Below are 22,290 nucleotides of genomic sequence, written 5' to 3' on the forward strand. Positions count from 1 at the left end.
CGGGCATTGGTTAGAGCACCCACCACATCTGGAACGCAGTCCCATGCCGCGAGAGTTTCGATCTGATATCCAGGCCTTGCGGGGTCTGGCTGTTTTGCTGGTTGTCCTCTACCATGCTCGCCTTGGGCCGTTCGCCGCGGGTTACCTGGGCGTTGATATTTTTTTCGTGATTTCGGGCTTCCTGATCACCGGCCTCATCAGGACGCAGCTTGAGCAATCACGATTCAGTTTTTGGGAATTCTATTATCGACGTGCGAAGCGTCTGTTGCCCGCTGCCTATGTCGTCATTGCGCTCACGACGATCGCTGCGCCTTTCTTGCTGTCCGAAGTGAGCCTGAGGGAGTTCCAAAATCAAGTCCTCGGGGCGCTCACATTCTCCGGCAATATCGTTCTCTGGTTCCAATGCGACTATTTCGGCGGAGCCGCCGATACGATGCCACTACTGCATGTTTGGTCGCTTGGTGTTGAAGAGCAGTATTATCTGCTGCTGCCTGCCTTCTTGGCCTTGGCTCCCCGAAGATGGTGGCTGATAGGAGTCAGTTCACTCCTCGTTGCCAGCCTAGCTCTATGTCTATACGTGGCCTCTTATGACCCATCCACTGCATTCTATCTTCTACCCACCCGATTTTGGGAAATGGCCCTCGGTTCATTCGGAGCCTTGCTTCCCGCCAGCCCTTGGGTGACTGCCAAGCTTTCGAAGCTGCGCCTCCCCGCGCTCGTACTTCTTCTCTTTCTTCCCATTACCCCTGTTGGTTCCCAGCACCCGGGCGTGGACGCCGCTTTGGTTTGCTTGGCAACCCTGATCCTCCTGCTCGCGCCCAGCAGGGATAACGCGGCGATTCGAGGCATGGCAAGGATAGGGGATGTATCGTACTCGCTTTATCTGGTCCACTGGCCTGTGCTTGTCTATGTGCGGGCTGTTTGGCTGTCAGATGCTCCTGCCCTTGCGATCTACGCGGCAGTTGCTTTCTCATTTGTTGCGGGCTGGGCTCTCTACCGCTTCGTGGAGGAGCCGTTCCGGCGGGGGTTCGTCACGTCTCGTCGACGGCTGGCCCGAGGACTTGTTGCCGCATCCGTTGTTCTTGGCTTGTCACCTTCAGTCGCCATCGCCGCAATCCAGAACAATGTTGACTTTGCCAAGATCCGGCAGATCAATAGCGGTTTGGGACCAGCATGTGTTTTCAAGCCAGGATCGCTTCCTCGGGAAATCCCCAAGAACTGCCAGACGGTAGGCAGGCCCCAATTGCTGGTTTGGGGCGATTCATTTGCCATGGCACTCGTTCCCGGCTTGGCCAAGACAGTCGGCGAAGGCGGACTGGCGCAGCTCACGATGAGTGCATGCTTCCCCGCCATTGGCATTGCTGCCTTCTCGAAGACGTCAACAGAGTCTCCTTATTATCCCCGTGCCTTCGGCGAGGACTGCATGCGCTTCAATGACAGTGTTCTGGATGTCTTGAAACGTCGGCCCGAGATCACGACCGTTGCCATTTCAAGCCCATTTGCCACGCCTGTGTCGACGGACTTCATGCTTCTTAAGAAGAGCAATGGTACTTTCACGGAGGTTGACGCTTCTCTAGATGTAGCAGTCGATGGTATCAAGGCTCTCATCGAAGCCGTTCGAGCGCAGGGCAAGCGAGTGGTTGTTGTTGCCCCTCCGCCAGTCGCAAGCTTCGATATCGGCGATTGCCTTGAGCGAAAGTCGCTGGGAAGTTTTATGATCGGGCCCTACAGTGACTGTAAAATATATGTAAGTGATTACCTCCAGATAAGATCCAGAACTCTTGAGCTATTGAAACAAGTTTCCTTGAAGGCTGACGTAGAGGTTATTTCCTACCGCGACTTCCTCTGCGATGAGACCACATGCAAGACCGAGATAGATGGCAAATTCCTTTATCGCGACAGCGGGCATCTTTCCTATGAAGGATCAGAAATCATTGCTCGCCAGACAAGACTTGCTGAGAAGCTGATCAGGGCTGCTCGTTAGAGCCTGACCCGAAACTCGGGCTTGGACGTGGAAGCGGTTGAGTGGCTCTGTCCGTTGCGATTCGCTTGAGTTGTCTAGACTTGAGCGGGATCGCGACATGGGTTGGACGGAGGCCACACGCAGGCAATATTGCTGCGCGGGCCAGCGGGAGTAAACGCATTGACCGACAGGGAATGGGCGTTGATCGAGCCGTTCATGCCTGGAGCGAAGGCGACCGGACGACCACGGACGACCGAGATGCGGACAATCGTGGACGCGCTCCTCTATATCGATCGCCTGGACGGGCTGCCAGTGACGGGCATTACCGGACCGCTTCCCGCCGGTTTCGACGGTCCAACGCTATTGTATGCCTTGCGAGACAATGGGCTGTAGAGGACTAGCAACTCGTCAAGCGCCTCTGCCGGCGTTTTCCAACTCAGGGTCTTTCTCGGCCGGGCATTGAGGGCCGCCACGGCGGCGATCCTCGTCGGCGCGGTGGATGCTCAGGTCGGGGCCTTTCGGGAAGTGCTGACGCAGCAGTCCATTGGTGTTCTCGTTGGTTCCGCGCTGCCATGGCCTTGCGGATCGCAGAAGTAGAACTAGACACCCGCATCGATCATCAGACGATCGTGCTGGGTCATGCCCCGCAAGCCGGGGAAGATGCATTAGCATCGTGAAGCGCGTCGCTCGACTAGCGTGCCCGTCGCGATCTGCCAAGACCGAGGATGAGGTCTCCCTCCCAATGTCCCGGCACCGCTCGATCGGCCGCTTCGGCGGGGACGCTGACTGACCATGATTTCCGGCGAGATAAGGCCCTTGCCTCGCCTACGTACGCGCGCCCTGCGGACCCGTAATACACGTCCTGTTCGCAAGCAGGCCGTCAGCTAGCGGCGCAGCACTCCGCAGCCCCCCGAACGAAGAAGGCCTGATGGATGGCTTCGTGGCTGATGCGCATCGTCTTGTCGTCCGGGAAGTCGATCAGCAAGCGTCGGCAATCTGCTCCGGGCGCCAGGCCCTGGCCCATCGCCGATCCTTTCGCGGGCCATGCCGGCGGCCCTTCCATCGTCGCGGCTGAGTTTGCGGTGCATGAGCAGGCGGTCGGGAAGTGGAGGTGCCGTCCTTAAGGATCGCTTGGACTTGCGCTGGGAGGGCGTCGCGATCTCAAGGGATAATCAGCACCTTATGGATCGGATGACGGCTTGGATGGACGGGGGAGAAGTTCGCGGCATCCATCCTGAACAGCTGGGTAAGGGCCTCCAGCCGCATGACCGCATCCATCCAAAGCGTGGATGCGGTCTATCCAAACAATCGATTTTACAAATCCATGAGCGTGATACATTAGAAGATCGTCAACTGAGCGAAACCAAGTACTCCAGCTGTACATTTCCTGGGCGGCACAACAAAGACGGACATTGATTAGAGCATCACCACATCTGGAACGCAATGCCCTGAAGGGTTCCATCCGCCCAATTGCCCGACATCACGATCGCTGACGACGGCCTCTGCTGCGTCGAACGTGTGATCAGGCGTCTTAAACAAACAGCAAAAATAGGGAAGTCTTTACATGCGCTCGCAGGTGCGGTGGAAGCTGTGCTGGGAAAATGAGTTGCAACTGGGCGACCATGTCGAACTGACGGAGTTTTTTCGAAAGACCTACGGGCCGACTGGAGTCTTTAATGCACAACCCTTCGAAGGTAGTCGAAGCTGGGCTGGCGCCAGGCCCGAACTCCGCGCAATCGCCTATGACTCGAACGGTGTGGCGGCTCACATGGGCTGCCTGCGGCGTTTCATCAAGGTTGACGGGGTCGATCTTCTGGTTGCCGAGCTAGGCCTGTACGGGGTCCGTCCGGACCTTGAGGGCCTTGGGATCGCCCATTCGATCCGCTTCATGATTCCAACGCTGCAGGAGCTAGGCGTTCCATTCGCTTTTGGCACCGTTCGGCACGCGCTGCAAAAACACATTGAAAGGTTCGGCCGACACAGCCAACTGACCGTTTTGTCGGGGATTCGCGTGCGCTCCACCCTACCACACGCGCGTCTCGACAAGCCGCCCACTCGCATCGAGGACGCACTTGTGATCGTTTTAACCCTTGCACGGTCGATGAGCGATTGGCCCACCGGTAATTTCATCGATCGGAATGGGCCAGAGCTATGAACCACTTCGATTGCTTGTCCGAAGTGCGCAGTGAGGATGCTGACGGCACAGGCCAGCCGAGCGTTTATTTGACGTTTGACGACGGTCCTTATCCATTTGCCACGCCGGAGATCCTCGATGTCCTGGCAGAACACCGCGTGCCGGCGACTTTCTTCGTCATCGGCGCGTACGCGGCAGACCAGCCCGAACTAATTCAACGAATGGTTGCAGAAGGGCACCAGGTCGCTAACCACACAATGACACATCCGGATCTGTCCAGATGCGGACCCGGCGAAGTTCAGCGTGAAATGTTTGAGGCGAACCGGGCCATCATGACGGCCTGCCCCCAGGCCGCTGTGCGGCACATGCGCGCGCCGTTTGGAAACTGGACCGAAGAAGTACTCACTGCTTCGGTGAGCGCTGGACTGGCCGCCGTCCACTGGTCGATAGACCCGCGAGACTGGTCGCAACCTGGGGTCGACGCCATTGTCGATGCAGTGCTCGATTCTGTCCAGCCGGGCGCAATTGTACTCTTGCACGACGGATGTCCTCCCGACGAGTTGCCAGCGGGCGCAGACGTCAGTCTCCGGCGTCAGACGATCATGGCAGTATCCCAAATAATTCCTGCTTTGCATAGTCGCGGGCTCGTACTCCGCTTGCTCCCTTAATATCACTGAGAGAAATTTGCTATGAAGCTGAAGGCAATACCCTATGTACCTTCTTGATACAGTCAGCACCGTCGCCATTTCGACATATGCGATACTTTCGACTGCATATAGAAGCATGCAGATCGCTTACGCTCGGCCGAATAACACTTCATCGGCGTTGGAGGGTCTGGCCGACTCTGGCCAAATGCCGAGCGTGGATGTCATTGTCCCCTGCTTTAACGAGGACCCGCGCACGCTTTCGGAATGCCTGGCTTCCATTGCAAACCAAGAATATGCCGGAAAACTCCGGGTCTATGTGGTTGATGACGGTTCTGGAAATCGCGTTGCAGTAGGACCTGTTCACGAAGCCTACGCCCGCAACCCTATGTTCAATATCATTCTGCTCCCCGAGAATGTCGGGAAGCGCAAGGCGCAGATCGCGGCGATACGCCGCTCATTTGGAGATTTGGTGCTTAACGTTGACTCTGACACGATACTCGCGTCCGACGTCATCGCAAAGCTTGCGTTGAAGATGCGCAATCCAACGATCGGCGCGGCCATGGGCCAGTTGACGGCTAGCAACCGGAGCGACACCTGGCTGACCCGGATGATCGATATGGAGTACTGGCTGGCTTGCAACGAGGAGCGCGCGGCACAGGCTCGCTTCGGTGCCGTGATGTGCTGCTGCGGCCCATGTGCCATGTATCGCCGATCCGCGCTTCTTTTGCTGCTGGATAAGTACGAATCGCAATTTTTTCGGGGAAAGCCAAGCGACTTCGGCGAGGATCGCCATCTCACGATCCTCATGCTCAAAGCAGGCCTTCAAACCGAGTACGTCCCGGACGCCATCGCGTCGACAGTTGTTCCTGACAGGCTAGGGCCATATCTGCGCCAACAACTGCGCTGGGCACGTAGCACTTTTCGGGACACGTTGCTTGCGTTGCGCCTGCTGCCCGGCCTCGATCGCTTTCTCACATTGGACGTGATCGGACAGAATCTCGGTCCGCTACTCCTCGCGCTATCGGTGCTAACCGGGCTCGCGCAGTTCGCACTGACAGCCACAGTGCCTTGGTGGACAGTCCTGATGATTGCATCCATGACCATCATTCGCTGCAGCGTTGTAGCGATTCGTACTCGTCAGCTTCGATTTCTTGGCTTTTCTCTGCATACATTCATCAACATCTTGCTCTTACTTCCCTTGAAAGCCTATGCGTTGTGCACATTGAGCAATAGTGATTGGCTGTCGCGCAGTTCTGCTACCGCCGTACCAGATATGGGCGAAAAACAGGTCCACATCCGAAACCCGATCACTGGATCAAACACCACAGAATTTACGGGAAATGCGGCGTCGCTTCGCAGGTTAGCGCGGGATTCGGCGATGTTGGTGACATCTGACAGCGTTTGCTGTGACGAATGATGGTTATCGAGGTGGATGAATTGAAGCAGGACAAGAACTATCAATTGTTGAAGCAGGAGCTGGCCGCGGACGACCCGTGGCGGCTCGACGGCAATCCGTTCGAGCAAGAGCGTTACATGCAAATGCTTCAGCTATCGTTCTCCCAAGGTCCTGTCATGAATGCGCTCGAAGTCGGGTGCGCGGCAGGCGCATTCACGGAAAAACTCGCGCCCTACTGCCAACGGCTCACCGTGGTCGATGTCGTGCCGCGAGCGATTGATCTAGCGCGCCAACGGGTGAACAAGCTACCGCACATCAGCTGGATAGTATCCGACGTTCAACAGTTTTCGACTGACGAGCTGTTCGATCTGATCGTCGTGGCGGAAGTTCTCTACTACGTCGAGGGCATAGCCGAGATGCGCGCGGCCATCGGCAATCTGGTGCGGCTGCTTGCGCCAGGCGGGCATCTGGTTTTCGGATCGGCGCGCGATGCCCTTTGCCGGCGCTGGGGTCACGCTGCCGGGGCCGAGACGGTCTTGGCCATTCTGAATGAATCGTTGGTCGAGGTCGAGCGTCTGCAGTGCCGCGGTGAGTCGGACAACGAAGACTGCTTGCTCGCCCGCTTTAGGAACCCGGTTCGGCTTCCAAGTTAAGCGAATTGCCGACCTTAGATATGGAGATACTATGCGCATCTGCGGCATCAATCTGACGCATGACGGGGCGGTTGCCCTCATAGAAGACGGACGGCTCGTCTTTTGCGTTGAGCAGGAGAAGCGAGACAACAACCGACGATACAAAGCCATCGACAATCTCGACACTGTTGTAACCGCATTGGCTGAGCACGGTATGGATGCGCGGGACGTTGAACAGTTTGTTATCGACGGCTGGGACGGGGAGGTGGAGTCGCAGTTTCAGGTCCTCAGTGGGGAAACTCCTGTCATCCTTAAAGGGGCGCCTTATATCGAACGCGATGCCGAGGGCCTTCTAACTTCGCTCAACAGCTCCGGCCTGATGCTCGACGGCCGGGTTTTCCCGTATAAAAGCTACCCGCACGTGACGGGCCATGTGGCCTCCGCTTACTGCACCAGCCCCTTTGCCAGGGCCGGACAACCCGCGTTCTGCTTGGTGTGGGACGGCTGCATCTTTCCGCGTCTCTACCATGTGGAACAGCGAGGTGCCCGCTTCCTGGAATGTCTGTTCCCGGTGATAGGTCATGTCTACGCTGCCGCGGGCCATCATTTCGGACCTTATAAGCAAGCGGGCCGCGCCGGCTGGGATCTAGGTGTTGCCGGCAAGCTGATGGCCTACATCGCGCTCGGGTCGGTGCATGAAGACATCGTGGCGGTGTTTCAGGAGCTATACGAGGAGCGCTTTGCGGGCGACGCGGAGCTCGCCCATCATTACCGCGCGAACATCGTCAGTGCAGAGTCCACGCTTGCGGCTGTACATGAGTTCTTCGACGCCGCCGCGCTCCGATTGGAAGCTGAGGCACCCGAAGATGTACTTGCGTCTTTTCATATGTTCCTCGAGCGTCTCCTCGTCAAGGAAATGACAATTGCCTTGCAGCGCCATTCGTTTGCGGGACCGCAATATTTGTGTATAGCCGGCGGCTGCGGGCTCAATATCAAATGGAACAGTGCACTACGCGAGACCGGCCTTTTCGACGATGTCTGGGTACCGCCCTTTCCCAATGACAGCGGCTCGGCAATCGGAGCCGCTTGCTCTGCAATGGTGGCGCAGCAAGGATTCGTCCCGCTGGAATGGTCAGTCTACAGCGGTCCGGTCCTACAAAGTGGCGATGTGCCGCCAGGATGGGAGGCCACGCCGTGCAGCATGCCGGAACTTGCGACTATTCTCGCCAGAAACGAACCCGTGGTTTTCCTTTCCGGGCGTGCCGAACTTGGACCTCGAGCGTTGGGAGGCAGAAGCATTCTCGCGGCCGCTACTTCGCCGAGGACGAAGGATTATCTCAACGACGTTAAACTTCGCGAGCACTTTCGGCCAGTTGCGCCGATATGCCTTGAGGACCGTGCGCCGGATATTTTCAGCCCTGGAACGCCGGACCCTTACATGTTGTTCGATCACCAGACGCGGGCGGAGTGGCGGGACAAAATCCCCGCAGTTGTACATCTCGACGGATCTGCGCGACTGCAAACCATCTCGAGAAGATCGCAACACGAAGTCGCCGAGCTACTTGTCGCATATGAAAAACTCACCGGCATTCCGCTGCTTTGCAACACGAGTGCCAATCACCACGGACGTGGCTTCTTCCCGGACGCTGCTGCAGCCTGCGAGTGGGGACGCATCGAACGCGTATGGTGCGACGGCCTGCTGTTGACGAAAACGCAGGCAACGGAGCAATCGCCAGTTGAGACGACCTGCACGGTAACATGAACGTATGTCCATGCTAGCAATCGATCTTACTGACGTAAGCAAGACATATGATGACAAGGTCGTTGTCGACAGGCTGTCATTCCGCGTAGCAGCGGGGGAATGCTTCGGGCTCTTGGGACCGAACGGCGCGGGCAAAAGCACGATTGCGCGTATGATCCTCGGCATGACCTCGCCTGATGCGGGCAAGATCACCGTGCTCGGCGTGCCAGTTCCGGCACGCGCTCGCTTGGCACGCCGGCGCATCGGAGTGGTCCCGCAGTTCGACAACCTGGACCTTGAGTTCACGGTGCGCGAGAACCTGCTGGTATTCGGGCGCTATTTCGGCATGAGCACACGCGAGATCGAAGCAGTCATACCGTCGCTTCTGGAATTCGCCCGCCTCGAAAGCAAGGCGCATGCTCGCGTTTCCGAACTGTCCGGCGGCATGAAGCGGCGCCTGACGCTGGCGCGTGCGTTGATCAACGACCCGCAACTGATTGTAATGGACGAGCCGACCACCGGTTTAGATCCGCACGCGCGACACCTGATATGGGAACGCCTGCGGTCGCTGCTCGCGCGGGGCAAGACTATTCTTTTGACAACCCACTTCATGGAAGAGGCTGAGCGGTTGTGCGATCGGCTGTGCGTGCTTGAAAGAGGTCGCAACATTGCCGAAGGCCGTCCTCACACGCTGATTGACGAACAGATCGGATGTCAGGTGATCGAAATCTATGGCGGCAATCCGCATGAGCTGGATGCGTTGATTAGGCCGTATGCGCAGCGCATCGAGGTGAGCGGCGAGACACTCTTTTGCTACGCGCCCGATCCGGAGCAAGTGCGCCTGCAGTTGCGCGGCCGTGCGGGTTTACGCCTTCTGGAGCGTCCGCCGAACATGGAGGATGTCTTTTTGCGATTGACCGGGCGCGAGATGGAGAAATGAACATGGGTGAAGGTTGTGCCACGGCTCTGCCCACCAACGCTTGGAACTGGATCGCGGTATGGCGCCGCAACTATATGGCATGGAAGAAGGTCGCGCTTGCGTCGCTTCTCGGGAACCTGGCCGATCCTCTGATCTACCTGTTCGGTCTTGGCTTCGGCCTGGGAATTGTTGTAGGTCGCGTTGACGGTACTTCGTATGTCGCGTTTCTGGCAGGCGGCATGGTCGCGACAAGCGCGATGACCTCTGCGACATTTGAGACGATTTATGCGGCTTTCGCTCGCATGCACGCTCAGCGCACATGGGAAGCAATCCTCTACACCCAGCTTACGCTCGGTGACATCGTTCTCGGTGAATTGGCGTGGGCAGCCACCAAGGCCTTTCTCGCCGGTACGGGGATTACGATTGTTGCCGGCACGCTAGGCTATGCGGCGTGGCCTTCCATCCTCTATGCGCTGCCAGTCATCGCCCTCACTGGGCTAGCCTTCGCAAGCCTGGCGATGGTGGTGACGGCGCTTGCACCCAGCTACGACTATTTCGTGTTTTACCAGACACTTGTTGTCACCCCCATGCTGTTCCTGTGCGGCGCGGTCTTTCCAGTCGCCCAATTGCCCGAGGGTTTTCAACAGGCCGCGCACTTCTTGCCGCTGGCACAAGCGATCGACCTCATTCGCCCGGCGATGCTTGGCCGTCCGGCCGACAGCATTGGCCTGCATATCGGCGCGCTTTCCATCTACGCAGTATTGCCCTTTTTCGTGTCGACGGCCCTGTTCCGTCGGCGCCTGATGCCATGACGCTATTTACGAACAATTCGAGAAGGAGATAGACAATGCAGTATCATGAACTGGGACGCAGCGCCCTGAAGGTGAGCGTGCTCGGCCTGGGCACTATGAGTTGGGGAGAGCAGAACACGGAGGCCGAGGCGCATGCGCAGTTAGACGCAGCCCTGGATGCCGGCATAAACTTCGTCGATACTGCGGAGATGTACCCTGTGCCTCCCCGCGCCGAGACACATGGACTTACGGAGCGTTATATCGGGAGTTGGCTACGGCAGACCGGCCGCAGGCAAGACATCGTGCTTGCGACCAAAGCCGTCGGTCCTGCTCGACCAGGCAACGCGAACTTACCGCATGCGCGCGACGGCCGTGTCAGCTACACACGCGCCAACCTGTTCGAGGCCGTCGAAACCAGTCTCCAAAGGCTCCAGACGGACTATATCGACCTATTCCAGTTGCACTGGCCCGACCGTAGCACCAATATATTCGAATTGGTCGACTACCAGTATGAACTCGACGACGATGCGGTACCAATCCTGGAAACGTTGGAGGCGTTGGACGCGCTCGTTAAAAGCGGTCGCGTACGCCACATTGGGCTCTGCAATGAAACACCTTGGGGCTTGGCGCGCTTCCTGCATCACGCGGAAACACTAGGGCTCGCCCGTGTGATAAGCATTCAGAATCCATACAATCTACTCAACCTCGACTTCGAGAACGGCCTGGCGGAGATGGCTCTGCGTGAACAGGTGGGGCTTCTCGCGTATTCGCCGCTGGCGATGGGCACGCTGACTGGAAAGTACCTGGGGGGGCAGCGGCCAACCGGTTCGCGGCTGAACTTGTTCGGACGGTTCTTCCGCTACAGCAGCGAATGGGCGCAGCATGCGGCACTCGCATATACAACGCTCTTTCGTGAACACGGCATCGATCCAGTGCACGGCGCGTTGTCATTCGTTAGAAGCCGGCCTTTTGTTGCAAGCACTCTTGTTGGCGCTACCTCCGTGCCGCAATTGCAGCACAGCATCGCCAGTTTGGAAGTCACCCTGTCACGCGAGATGCTCGACGGCATTCAGTCAATCTACCAGCGCTATGGCACGCCGGTGCCATGATTGGTTTTGGCTTTCTTGTCAAATCGTGTCGTCGATCTGGTGTCGCGTATTCGAGACCCAAAATCAAAAGCAACGCGGGAAGAGACAGGTACTCACGCGGGTCTGCGTGATCAGACGCTGATAGTTCTGTCTTGTTTGTTTCCGCGCTTCGGTTCCTAACACTGTTGAACGGACCGGCGCACAGATGACAGCGGATCTTGTACTGGGACGCCACCCGGACCGCCTGCAATTCACGCAAGTTGGAAACACGCAATGACGCATGGCGATGCCAAGGACTGGCACGCACTATCTGGAAGCGTTGCTGAACGAGCATCCGAACGTGTTGAGCAACGGTGAGTTGCTCAACACTTGTGATACGAATTGGCTCGACAAAGCTCGCATGCTACGCAGCGATCGCGAACTCCTCAAGCTCGCCTATCTGCGCTTTCCCGCAGGGAGCGACAAGAAGGTGACGCATGTTGGTTGCAAGATCAACGAACCTCAGTTTCACGATCACCCGGGCTTTTTTTCCGAACTGGTCCGTTGGCCCGGCCTCAAGGTCATCCTTGTGGTTCGCACAAATACCTTGGAATCGCTGTGGTCGCTGGTGCAGGCGAGGCAATCCGGCCAGTGGCTGAAGTTCGGCTCGGACAGTCAAGCAGCTTCCCCGCCGCGCATCAGATTGTCAATCGCCAAGTGCCAGGCCTATTTCAAGACTGCCGACGGTTTCCACGCTCGGGTGGCGCACGCCTTTGCACCGACCAGCATGCTTGAGATCGAATATGAGAGCCGTCTTCGCGAACCTGCCGCATGCTTGGCAACGATTTGGGATTTCCTGGGGGTCCCAACGCTTCAGCTTTCTGGCAGCGCCATCCTTCAGCGTCAGGAGACGCGACCGCTGGATCAAACGATAGAGAATTTTGATGAGCTGCGGCTTCACTTCGCGAACAGACCTTACGCGAGGTTCTTTGAGGTTGATGACGTCTTTCGGGCAAGGGCAGCGAGCGATCGGACGGCAACCGAGATCATCCCAAAGCTGAAAGCTTACGCGGACACCGGCACGATGTTACAGCCGACACCAAGCTAGGGGATCTTGGCATCTATTCACTTGAACTGCGCGGCCAGGCGATGAGATGGCGCTCGACGAGGTCGATCCCAATGGGCTTTTGCCGGCCTCGCTCGGCTACTGGACCTGTGAGGGATCATTGACGACGACGCCCTGCACCGAGAACGTCGAGTGGATGTTGGCAATGGATCCGGTCGAGGTCGACGCTGTAGACATCAAGCGATTTACCTCGCTCTTCCCCCTGAACGCGCGGCCGCTTCGTGCACCCAATCGGCGCTTCACCCTGGGCCGTGACTGAGGCTGAGGCCTTTGGGCGTGCAGCCAACCGCGGTGGGTTGCGACGCCGGGTCAGGTTGAGATGCTTCGCGATCTCGATCACTCAGCGCTCTCTAGCTTGATAACAGAAGAGCGGGGCGTCGCTCCCGATGGCACGAAGCGTGTCATCAAGTGCGGCTTCCTTGGCAGTGGCCGAACTCCGAAATATCTGTTGAACCGCACGTCGCTTGCTGCGACCGGCGGAACCAGTCTCTTGACGTACCTTTTCAAAGTATCGGCGGCGACGCGGCAACGACACGGTCGCATAGGACCTGCTTTGCTTCTGGCGCGCGCATGCAACCTTGTCGCAAGAAGACAAGCCCAAAGGGCCGAGCATCGCAATCCAGAGAGATCGACCGACGGACGATTTGGCGAGAAGCATCATGGGGCGTGCTGGATCTCGTCGATGCCATCTTCTGCCACCGTATTCTCCAGGCCGGCCGTTGACGAAGCCTGGTGCGAGATTCCGCCAGGAAAGCCGTTAGTTCGGCCTGCACTGGACACCTGAGAACCGCAACATTTGGTCTGGCATGGCTCTTGCGGCCAAGGTGGCAGCCGCGTTCGGCCGGAGCGCTGCTTGGGAGAAGCCCGGGACGGTCCGAAACCCGCCCAGATCCGGTCAGGGAGAGAAAAATGCTAGCTCCACCAGTCCGCAGCGCGCATCGCGCGCCTCGCAAGCCTCTCTACGCCCAGCTTTACGTGCAGGTGCTTGTCGCCATCGCCCTCGGCGTCGCTACTGGCTATTTCTGTCCGGGGATCGGCGAGAGCCTGAAGCCGCTGGGCGATGCCTTCATCAAGCTCGTCAAGATGATCATCGCGCCTGTCATCTTCCTGACAATTGCGACCGGCATTGCCGGCATGAACGATCTTCACAAGGTCGGCCGTGTCGCCGGCAAGACCATGGTCTACTTCCTGAGTTTCTCGACGCTCGCGCTGATCGTCGGCCTCATCGTGGCCAATGTCGTTCAGCCCGGCGCCGGCCTCAATATCGATCCCGCCTCGCTCGACCTCCAGTCCGTGAACAGTTACGCCGCAAAGGCCCACGAGCAGTCCGTGACGGACTTCCTGATGAACATCATTCCGTCGACGATTGTCGGCGCGTTTGCGCAAGGCGACATCCTGCAGGTGCTGTTCTTCTCGGTTCTCTTCGGCATCGCGCTGGCGATGGCCGGTGAGGCGGGCAAGCCTGTCGTTTCCTTCCTTCAGGCGCTCATCGCGCCCGTCTTCAAGCTCGTCGGCATTCTGATGAAGGCTGCCCCGATCGGCGCTTTCGGCGCGATGGCCTTCACCATCGGCAAGTATGGCATCGGCTCGGTTGTGAACCTGGCGATGCTGGTCGGGACGTTCTATTTCACCGCCTTCCTCTTCGTGTTCGTCATCCTCGGCGCGGTCTGCCGTTACAACGGGTTCTCGATCGTTGCTCTCATCGGCTACATCAAGGAAGAGCTGCTGCTTGTTCTCGCAACGTCCTCTTCGGAGGCCGCGCTACCCTCGCTCATGGAGAAGATGGAGAAGGCCGGCGCCACGCGTTCGGTCGTGGGCCTCGTCATTCCGACCGGATACTCCTTCAATCTGGACGGCACCAACATCTACATGACGCTGGCAGCCCTCTTCATCGCGCAGGCGACGAATACGGATCTGTCGATCGGCGACCAGATCCTGCTGCTCCTTGTGGCGATGCTCTCTTCGAAGGGCGCTGCAGGGGTCACAGGCGCCGGCTTCGTCACGTTGGCCGCGACGCTCTCCGTCGTACCTTCCGTGCCGGTGGCCGGTATGGCCCTGATCCTCGGCATCGACCGTTTCATGTCCGAGTGCCGGGCCCTCACGAATATCGTCGGCAACGCGGTGGCATCCCTCGTCGTCGCTCGCTGGGAGGGCGAATTGGACCGCGTAAAGTTGGAAGCCGCCTTGTCTGGCCATCAGCTTGCCGAGACATAGCTGGCCAACTAACGATACAGACGCCCGCCGGGAAGGTCGCAGTAGCGCGGCCTGTTAAATCGCTGATTGGCCTGGAAATGAAAATTGGCCGCACAAAGGTGTGCTTTCGTCTGCAGGTAGCAGGCAGTTAGATGCTATGCCGTCCCAGGGCAGCGCCGGATGCTGATTTGCATCAAACCAAAACACGAATAAGATCCATTTTGCTACCAACAATCGCACAAACCTCGTTGAGCTCGCAAACCAGCCGCCAAGCCAACCATTTCGCAGCGGCAAGCCGCAGACGATTGCTGGTGAGAAATCAGGTCTTTGCGCCGGTTTGGGCTGAGGTATCGAGTTCCTCATCGGGGATGTCGTCGAACGAGGCGTGGTTGAGGTTGTAGAGTTTGGAATAGAGCCCGCCCATGGCGATCAACCGGTCGTGCTTGCCGGTCTCGACGACTTGGCCATTTTGGAGAACGATGAGGCGGTCGGCGCCTCGGACTGTGGCAAGCCGATGGGCGATGACCAGGCCCGTGCGGCCTTTGAGAAGCCTGATCAGTGCCTTCTGGATGAGCTTCTCCGTATAGCTGTCGATATTAGCGGTTGCCTCGTCAAGTATAAGGATCTTGGCGTTTGCAACGAGCGCGCGGGCAAAGCTGATAAGCTGGCGCTGGCCGAGCGAAAGATTGCCGCCGCGTTCGCTTACATCGGCCTCGTATCCACCAGGAAGGTTCACGATGAAGTCGTGCGCGCCGACCGCTTTGGCGGCCTCGATCACCTCTTCGCGCCTGGCGTCGGTCTTGTGGTAGCGGATGTTCTCGAAGACCGTGCCGGTGAAAAGGAACGGCTCCTGAAGCACCATGGCGATATGACGGCCGAGCGATTCCTGGGTGAGATCGCGCACGTCGTGTCCACCGATCAGCACTTGACCCTGCTGGACCTCATAGAAGCGGTGGACAAGCGCCATCGCGCTGGATTTGCCCGAACCGGTCGGGCCGACGAGGGCGACGGTCTCGCCGGGATTGACCCGAAAGGACACGTTCTTCAATACCGGATGCTTGCGGTCGTAGCCGAAAGTAACGTTCCTGAACTCCACTGAGCCGTCCATGTCGGGCGAAAGCACCTTGGCATTCCGCTTGTCCTGGATGTCAATCTTGACGTCGAGCACGTCGGTCAGACGCTTTCCGGAGGCCATCGCGCGCTGCATGATCGAATATTGCAGAGTGAGCGAGCGGATCGGATCGAAGAAGCGCTGGATGTAGAAGAGGAAGGCAACCATCACACCCGCGTCGATGCCGCCACTCATGACCATCGCACCGCCGACCATCACGACGACGGCCATGGCAACGCCCGTCAGGCTATCGACGATCGGCACCATGACCTGCGCATATTTGGCAGCCGTCAGATGCGTCTTGAGATTCGCATCGGCCTTATCATCGTAGAGGCTGAAGTTGACCTGCTGGCGGTCCATGGACTGCACTGCGCGCACGCCCTGAATGGCCTCTGCCAGCGCGCCATTGGCGACAGAGTTGGTCTCGTGCGCGGCCATGAAGGCATCGCGGGCGCGCGGCAGCCAGAAGATGCGCACTATGAAGAGAACCGGCAGGACCGAAAGCGTAAGGAGGCCTAACCGAAGGTCGAGCCACAGCATGACCAAGACGATGCCGAAGAGAAGGGCAACGTCGCCCAGCGAGAACAAGGACGTTTCGAGGAATTCCTGCATGGAATTGATGTCGCCCTGCAGACGAGACATCAGGCGTCCGACCTCCGTCTTGTCCATGAAGGAAAGTGAGACCTTCTGCAGATGGCCGAACATGGCGCGGCGTATATCGAAGAGAACATTCTCGGCCATCTTGCCGATCACCGTCTCTTGCGTGTAGCTGGCCGTGGAATTGACCCAAATGGCAAGAAGGAAGAAGCAGGCGGCTGCAAGCAGGGCTGAGCGATCGCCACTTCCCGGGGACATCCCATTGTCGATCGCATAGCGGATGATCAGCGGGATGAGAAGCTGCGTCCCGGTGAAGACAAACATTGCGGCTAGCGAGATCATCATCTTGGTGCGGTAGGGCCGGACGAATGCCCAAATGCGTCGGACAACGTTTTTGTCAAAGGCCCGTCCGAACAACTCCTCTTCGACGCGATGGGACCCGACGACCGCACGCGGAGGGCGCCGGCCGTCGTCGCGGATATCGTTGCGTTCCGTCTCGACTTCGCCGGCGTGGGCCATCAACTCCCTCCCTCTTGTTTGGGCAGCATGTCATCGCCCGGGGGCACTTGAAGATCGTAAAGGGCCTTGTAGCGTCCGTCCTTCGCCAGAAGCTCTTGGTGAGTGCCACGCTCGACGATCTCTCCATTCTCGATAAACAGGATGTTGTCGGCATGCATGAGCGAACTCAGGCGGTGGGCGATGATGATGGTCACGCGATCCTTGGCAAAGCGTCGCATGGCGCTGCGAATGCGCTGTTCGGTGGCTGCATCGATTGCCGCCGTCGAGTCGTCAAAAACGATGACGGACGGGCGCAGCATCATCGTGCGGGCGATCGTCAGGCGCTGGCGCTGGCCGCCCGAAAGGGAGACGCCGCGCTCGCCCACGACTGTTTTGTAGCTGGTCGGCAGGCCGAGAATGTAATTGTGAAGCTGAGCAGACTCGCTCGCGCGCTCGATCCGCTGTTCCTCGGCCCAGGGATCGCCATAGGCAACATTGTTCTCGATCGTCGTGCTGAACAGGAAGGCATCCTGCTGCACGACCGCGACCGCCCTGCGAAGCGTGGCAAGGGTGACCTCGCGGACGTCCTGGCTGTCGAGCGTGATGGTGCCGCCAGTGACATCGTAAAAACGGGGGATCAAATGAGCCATCGTCGACTTGCCGGAGCCCGGGGGGCCAACGATCGCGATCGTCTGGCCCTTGCGGGCCTCGAAACTTATATTCTTCAGAATTGGGCGGTTCTCGATGCCGTTATACGCGAATGAAACATTGTCGAAGCGTAAGGTCCCTTGGCTGACCTCAAGCGGTCTCGCGCCCGGTGCGTCCTTGATCGCGATATCTAGGTCGAGGAGCCCGAATAGGCGGGAACCGCAAGTCGAAGCGTGGGCGAAGGCGTTGACCATGAAGCCGATCTGGCGGACCGGCATTTGCAGGATCATCATGAAGGTCAGGAACATCGTAAGCGTCCCGACGCTAGTCTCGCCAGCGATAACTTTGTTGCCGCCAATCCAGAGGACCAGAGCCATGGCAAAAAGGAAGGAGAAAGTCATCGCCGAGGTGTTGCGTACGCGGATATCGACACGGTCATGGGCGAGACCAAGCGCTTTCTTCGAGGCGTGGTCGAACTTCAGCATCTCGTAAGGCTGCGCCGCAAAGGCGCGCACGACGCGAATGCCGCCAAGATTTTCTTCCATTACGCGGCCCAGAACCGAAAGCCGATCCTGCAGGTCGAGCCAGGTGTGGCGCAGCTTGAGCTGAGTGACCGATGAGCGCCATCCGACGAACGGCACGAAGCTCAGCGTGAGGAGACCAAGCGCCAGGTCGGTGGATATCAGCATGCAGGCGCCGATCCCGATCAGCATGATGAGCAGGACGGCGCGAACCAGAGCGGTGGAAAAATACATTCGCACGCCTTCGAGATCGAGCATGCCGATGGTAATCAGATCGCCTGAATGCGCCTGGTCGTGAAAGGAAAAGCTAAGGCGCTGGATCTTTTCGTAGTAGGCAAGCCGCAGTTCGTACGCGATGTGATGTCCTACCGCCTCGGCAAAATAGTTCTGAGCCAGTGTGAAAAGGCCTCGCAGCACACTGACGGCAAGCAGCAGGAGAGCTGAGGTTCGGAGCGCCTCATCCGCTGCCGCGCCGGCAATACCCCCACCGATGGCTGTCTGGGTGTGGTCGACGGCCCAGCCGATAAGCTGGGGGATGAGCAATTGGAGGGTTACCGCCACGAGTGTCGAGCCAATTGCAACGGCGACCTGCCACGGGTGCCGCAAATTCATGCGCGTAATGCGCAGTATCGTGTTCAAGCCCCGGCCCCAACCCGCCGCCTCTACATGCCCGGGCGAATTCCGGCCCTTCATCACGCCGCCACTAGCCTCACTGCTCAAGCGTATATTTCGGACTCAGGTCCGGCCGGGGGTGGGCGGTGAGCCGGACCACGATCAAAGGCCGTTGCGATACATGGCCCGCCATCATCTTCTAGACGCGTGCTGCGGCAAGCCGAGCCGCGGCTTCGCCTGCCGGCATGTCTATGACCGTGATTGCATTTGCTGCAAGGAAACGGCGTTCGTTTTTGGTCAGCGTTGCCGAATCGATTACCGCAAAGTGCGGGCCTTGGGAGCGCTTCATGATTTGCCGGGCGTAAGTGCGCAGCATCTGATCGTCGAAGCGACAGCCGAAGAAGAGGAAACCTCTGTTGGTGCGCCGTTCCTTCATGACTTGTGGGATAGGCGTCTGGATATCGATTTCGGTTAGGGTCTCGACATAGTCGGAATCTGCGACGAGGAAATTCGCGGCGGGCCTGATGCTGCCGTGTGGCGTATAGAGAACCGTCGTTGCCGCTGATCCGGGTTGGAGTTCCCTCCCGGCCAAGTCGTAGGTTCTTGTCCAAATGTCGGTGATTGCGTCCGCCCGCGTGACGCCTTGAATCTCGATGACATCCGTTCGGCCGGTCTCTGCGAGGGCTGCGCGCATGGCGCCGTCGTACCAGCTGTCGACGATGAGGGAGAGCGGCAGCGTTGCAAGCCAGGCGTGGAAAACGGTCGGCGCAACCGGCCCTGCGAATATCTCAGCCATCCAAGCCTGAAGCGTCCGGCGATGCCGGCGCTGTTCGATGAATTGGGCGACCGACCACATATTGGTGCGGATCTTGGAAGGCGCTGGCGCTCGCGCGTTGAGGGCTGCGGCGACGGTTTCCGGCGTATGCGGTACGGATGGTTCCACGGTCTTGAGCCGGAGTAGACCCGGACCAAGATAGGGGATGATCTGATCGGCGTATAGCGCCTTCTTCAGCAGATCAAGCTGCTTTGAGGCATGACTGTCGCGAATGATGAAGAGATGGTTCAAGGCCGAGATCATGTTCATGCTCGTCTCCGGTTGGCGTTGTCATGTTGCCAGCCTGCAGCATCAGTCCTTGTCGGAGATCTTCCTTGCCTCGACGGTGATCGGCAGACGTGTATCCCGCGGAAGTTCGGGCAGGACGAGCCGCCAGCCGTTCCTGAGCGTTACGCACCCGCCCCACAAGTCTTCATTCTCGACCTTGACGATGGGCTCTTCGAGATCCTTCTTGGGAACATACGCCGACAGCCCGGCGCCGGTCCTGCGGATCATTACCTTCATCGGGCAGTTCCTTTATTAGGGCCAGCAGTGAATTCGGCACCGCAAGGATTCCCGGATTGGTCGAGGCTCATCAATTCGTGGGCGCGCATGCCAACGACGGTGCCGCGATCGACCCATTCGACCGCATAGATGTAGAACTGCTGGAGAAAGGTGCCGATGTCGCGCACATAGCCTTCGTCGCCCTTCCGCACGAGGTTTTCGCCGATCTGGCGACCAGGATAGGTGCCGTCATTCCTTATGTGGCGTGTGGCACGGACCCGCTCCCCCGGCATCAATCGCGGAGGTTTGCGGATCTCGACCTCCTGTTCGCGTCCAAGGCCCATGCCTGTTCCTTTCCTTCGTCGCGGCTGCAGGTTGTCAATAAAGAGGTAGAGGCCTCCTCGGGAGGTGACCGCGACCCGTGTCGCTAGCCCGATTGGAGGTCAGGCGGGAACGCAGGTCTTCGGTACCGGGCATACCGAGGCGCATTGCTGGGTATCGAAGGCCTCCTTGCATTCGGTGCATTCCTTAGGATCGATCACGTAGGCCTCGCCCTTGAACTTGATCGCGCCCGAGGGACATTCGAACTCGCAGGCACCGCATTGCGTGCATTGTGATGCGAGGATCTTGAAGGCCATTTCTCAACTCCTGGTTCGGTTGGAACGAGACGGCTCAGGCCGTCGCCGCCATTGGTTCGACCCCAAATTCGGCAGCGTAAAGCGCGCTGATCGCGGTCTCGATGTAGTCATAGCCATAAACGTCCGTTGCCCGGATTCCAGCTTCCGCGAGCCGATCCTTGGGGCAATCTCCGATCTTGGCGCACAGCACGATGTCGATGCGTTCCAGCGCAGCGATAACGCCATCGAGGGTGGCGTCCGCGCCCCGGCCGCCGAGGCAATATTGCTCGACCTTGCGATGCCCGATGAAACTGATCCCTCTCGGCGAGGCCTCATAAACCTGGAATTCCTTCGAGTGGCCGAAGTGTTCGTTGACGCGCCCGCCGCCCTTGGTCGCCACGGCGACAAGGAGCGATTTGCCGGTGTCCGCTGCCTTGACGATCGCGACCGCTTGACTCTTGGCTGCCACATGATCGCCGCGCTCGCACGCGACCACCTCTCGATAGGCCTCGCGCTTGCCGGCGTCGTAGATAACTTCGCCGGGAAGCTTGTCGAGCGTGAACTCCTGGCCACGATCCTCGCCAAGTAGGCCGACCGCATCGGCCCGGCACTGCCGGCAATGGCGCATCAGCTTGGCGCCACCTCCTAGACTATCCTGAAGCGCTTTCAATTCCACCGCCTTTGGACCGCGCTGCCCGGTCAGACCGAAGTGCGTGCCATGCGCCGGGTCGGAAATCAGCGGCATGACGTTGTGCAGGAACGCGCCGCGCTCCTTGACCCATCTATTGACCTCGATCAGGTGCTCGTCGTTGACGGTGGGAATCATCACCGAATTGATCTTGGTAAGGATGCCGCGCGCGGTCAGCATCTCCAGGCCTAACATCTGCCGCTGGTGCAGGATCCGGGCAGCTTCGACGCCGGTGTACCGGCGGTGGTCGTAAAAGATCCAGGGATAGATCTTTGCGCCGACCTCTGGGTCGATCATGTTGATGGTGATTGTCACATGATCGACATTCATGTCGGCAAGCTCGCCAACATGGTCCGGCAGCGCGAGCCCATTGGTGGAGATACATAGTTTGATGTCGGGGATTTCCCTGGCAACTCGCTCGAACGTTGCCTTTGTTTTCTTCCAGTCGTAGCAGGCATCGCCCGGTCCGGCGATGCCGAGCACGGAAAGCTGCGGCACTTCGTTGGCGACCGCGATCACCTTGCGTAGCGCCTGGTCTGGGGTCAGCCTTTCCGAGACGACCCCAGGCCGGCTTTCATTGGCGCAGTCATATTTGCGATTGCAGTAGTTGCACTGGATATTGCAGGCCGGCGCGACCGCCACATGCATGCGCGCGAAATAATGGTGGGCTTCTTCTGAATAGCACGGATGGTCCTTGATCTTCTCCCAGATAGCCGGGTCTATGTCGTCCGTCTTTGCGGACAAGCCGCAAGATGAAGATGCGCAGCCACCGGATTTCGCAGTCGCCAGCAAACGGTCGAAGGATTTCGTGCTGACCACGCCCTCAAGCGAAATCGTCGGTGCGGACATCAAACGGCTCCATGCCAGGGCGAACGTCCCCATTCAACTGCAAGAGCTGCGCCAACTTGAAAAGCGCGATTCGTTCAATGTGTTAGGTATTCGTTTCCGATTCTGGCCGTTTGTTCCGACACATTTTTGTCAGGCTTCCGACATGGACAGGCAAATTGGATCGCGGCACCGCATCCCACGCACGGAAGAGGGGGCAACAACGCCAGCTTGACGTTTGACGTC

Annotated in this window: 19 protein-coding genes and 3 pseudogenes; 14 read left to right on the forward strand and 8 right to left on the reverse strand. The window is 58.7% G+C overall.

From position 1 onward, the window contains the following. The first annotated feature begins 43 nt into the window (after positions 1-43). Together OHD62_RS30740 and OHD62_RS30745 are read left to right on the forward strand one after the other, a co-directional pair. Positions 44-1,984: an acyltransferase family protein gene (locus OHD62_RS30740; RefSeq protein WP_263790833.1), complete on the forward strand. Its 1,941-nt coding sequence runs from the start codon at positions 44-46 to the stop codon at positions 1,982-1,984. Between the two features lie 97 nt (positions 1,985-2,081). Beyond that, positions 2,082-2,276, forward strand: a pseudogene (locus OHD62_RS30745) (transposase); the annotation flags it as partial. An 85-nt stretch (positions 2,277-2,361) separates the two neighbouring features. Here the strand turns inward: OHD62_RS30745 and OHD62_RS30750 are convergent. Further along, positions 2,362-3,025, reverse strand: a pseudogene (locus OHD62_RS30750) (transposase); the annotation flags it as partial. A gap of 502 nt (positions 3,026-3,527) precedes the next feature. Between OHD62_RS30750 and OHD62_RS30755 the strand changes: the two are divergent. From OHD62_RS30755 to OHD62_RS30805, 11 genes and pseudogenes are all read left to right on the forward strand, one after another. Beyond that, entirely contained in the window at positions 3,528-4,118 is a 591-nt protein-coding gene (locus OHD62_RS30755; RefSeq protein WP_263790836.1) for a NodA family N-acyltransferase, read from the forward strand. Continuing rightward, positions 4,115-4,765, forward strand: a complete 651-nt coding sequence (nodB, locus tag OHD62_RS30760; protein ID WP_263790838.1) for a chitooligosaccharide deacetylase NodB — start codon at positions 4,115-4,117, stop codon at positions 4,763-4,765. The genes OHD62_RS30755 and nodB overlap by 4 nt, the downstream gene beginning before the upstream one ends. Before the next feature lie 43 nt (positions 4,766-4,808). Next, complete coding sequence (gene nodC / locus OHD62_RS30765) at positions 4,809-6,161, forward strand: chitooligosaccharide synthase NodC (protein ID WP_263790839.1); 1,353 nt, start codon at positions 4,809-4,811, stop codon at positions 6,159-6,161. Continuing rightward, on the forward strand, positions 6,161-6,793 hold the full coding sequence (nodS, locus tag OHD62_RS30770) for a nodulation methyltransferase NodS (RefSeq protein ID WP_263790945.1): 633 nt from the start codon (positions 6,161-6,163) through the stop codon (positions 6,791-6,793). The genes nodC and nodS overlap by 1 nt, the downstream gene beginning before the upstream one ends. Positions 6,794-6,824: 31 nt before the next feature. Continuing rightward, positions 6,825-8,534, forward strand: coding sequence for a nodulation protein NodU (gene nodU, locus OHD62_RS30775; protein ID WP_263790841.1), 1,710 nt, complete (start codon positions 6,825-6,827; stop codon positions 8,532-8,534). Positions 8,535-8,538: 4 nt separating this feature from the next. Beyond that, positions 8,539-9,453 (forward strand): nodulation factor ABC transporter ATP-binding protein NodI, encoded by a 915-nt coding sequence (gene nodI / locus OHD62_RS30780; protein ID WP_006201686.1) that lies wholly within the window; start codon positions 8,539-8,541, stop codon positions 9,451-9,453. A gap of 2 nt (positions 9,454-9,455) precedes the next feature. Then, a complete protein-coding gene (locus tag OHD62_RS30785; RefSeq protein ID WP_006201685.1) occupies positions 9,456-10,244 on the forward strand; it encodes an ABC transporter permease in 789 nt (262 codons plus the stop codon). Between the two features lie 35 nt (positions 10,245-10,279). After that, positions 10,280-11,332, forward strand: a complete 1,053-nt coding sequence (locus OHD62_RS30790) for an NADP(H)-dependent aldo-keto reductase (protein WP_263790843.1) — start codon at positions 10,280-10,282, stop codon at positions 11,330-11,332. 259 nt (positions 11,333-11,591) lie between these two features. Beyond that, a complete protein-coding gene (locus OHD62_RS30795; RefSeq protein ID WP_318528656.1) occupies positions 11,592-12,398 on the forward strand; it encodes a sulfotransferase in 807 nt (268 codons plus the stop codon). 31 nt (positions 12,399-12,429) lie between these two features. Beyond that, positions 12,430-12,675, forward strand: a pseudogene (locus OHD62_RS30800) (carbonic anhydrase family protein); the annotation flags it as partial. Between the two features lie 650 nt (positions 12,676-13,325). Beyond that, a complete protein-coding gene (locus OHD62_RS30805) occupies positions 13,326-14,630 on the forward strand; it encodes a dicarboxylate/amino acid:cation symporter (RefSeq protein ID WP_263790845.1) in 1,305 nt (434 codons plus the stop codon). Positions 14,631-14,928: 298 nt separating this feature from the next. On the opposite strand, the gene OHD62_RS30810 is transcribed toward OHD62_RS30805, so the two are convergent. From OHD62_RS30810 to nifB, 7 genes are all read right to left on the reverse strand, one after another. Then, the gene (locus OHD62_RS30810) at positions 14,929-16,836 is read right to left on the reverse strand and encodes an ABC transporter ATP-binding protein (RefSeq protein WP_006205084.1); all 1,908 of its coding nucleotides are present in this window, start codon (positions 16,834-16,836) and stop codon (positions 14,929-14,931) included. Next, positions 16,836-18,677 carry an ABC transporter ATP-binding protein gene (locus OHD62_RS30815; RefSeq protein ID WP_065518386.1) on the reverse strand — a complete coding sequence of 614 codons (1,842 nt, stop codon included), beginning with the start codon at positions 18,675-18,677 and terminating at the stop codon, positions 16,836-16,838. Before OHD62_RS30815 ends, OHD62_RS30810 begins: the two co-directional genes overlap by 1 nt. A gap of 118 nt (positions 18,678-18,795) precedes the next feature. Continuing rightward, positions 18,796-19,680 (reverse strand): SIR2 family NAD-dependent protein deacylase, encoded by an 885-nt coding sequence (locus OHD62_RS30820; RefSeq protein ID WP_263790850.1) that lies wholly within the window; start codon positions 19,678-19,680, stop codon positions 18,796-18,798. A gap of 42 nt (positions 19,681-19,722) precedes the next feature. Beyond that, the gene (gene nifT, locus OHD62_RS30825) at positions 19,723-19,935 is read right to left on the reverse strand and encodes a putative nitrogen fixation protein NifT (protein ID WP_006205087.1); all 213 of its coding nucleotides are present in this window, start codon (positions 19,933-19,935) and stop codon (positions 19,723-19,725) included. Then, complete coding sequence (locus tag OHD62_RS30830) at positions 19,932-20,258, reverse strand: nitrogen fixation protein NifZ (RefSeq protein ID WP_006205088.1); 327 nt, start codon at positions 20,256-20,258, stop codon at positions 19,932-19,934. The genes nifT and OHD62_RS30830 overlap by 4 nt, the downstream gene beginning before the upstream one ends. Positions 20,259-20,357: 99 nt before the next feature. Continuing rightward, the gene (locus OHD62_RS30835) at positions 20,358-20,552 is read right to left on the reverse strand and encodes a 4Fe-4S dicluster domain-containing protein (RefSeq protein ID WP_006205089.1); all 195 of its coding nucleotides are present in this window, start codon (positions 20,550-20,552) and stop codon (positions 20,358-20,360) included. A gap of 34 nt (positions 20,553-20,586) precedes the next feature. After that, a complete protein-coding gene (gene nifB, locus OHD62_RS30840; protein WP_263790949.1) occupies positions 20,587-22,011 on the reverse strand; it encodes a nitrogenase cofactor biosynthesis protein NifB in 1,425 nt (474 codons plus the stop codon). On the opposite strand from nifB, the gene OHD62_RS30845 reads away from it, so the two are divergent. After that, positions 21,914-22,279 (forward strand): hypothetical protein, encoded by a 366-nt coding sequence (locus OHD62_RS30845; protein ID WP_263790956.1) that lies wholly within the window; start codon positions 21,914-21,916, stop codon positions 22,277-22,279. The two genes, nifB and OHD62_RS30845, sit on opposite strands and share 98 nt — an antisense overlap. The last annotated feature ends 11 nt before the right edge of the window (positions 22,280-22,290 follow it).

It is taken from the genome of Mesorhizobium sp. YC-39 (assembly GCF_025753795.1).
Classification (GTDB): Bacteria; Pseudomonadota; Alphaproteobacteria; order Rhizobiales; family Rhizobiaceae; genus Mesorhizobium.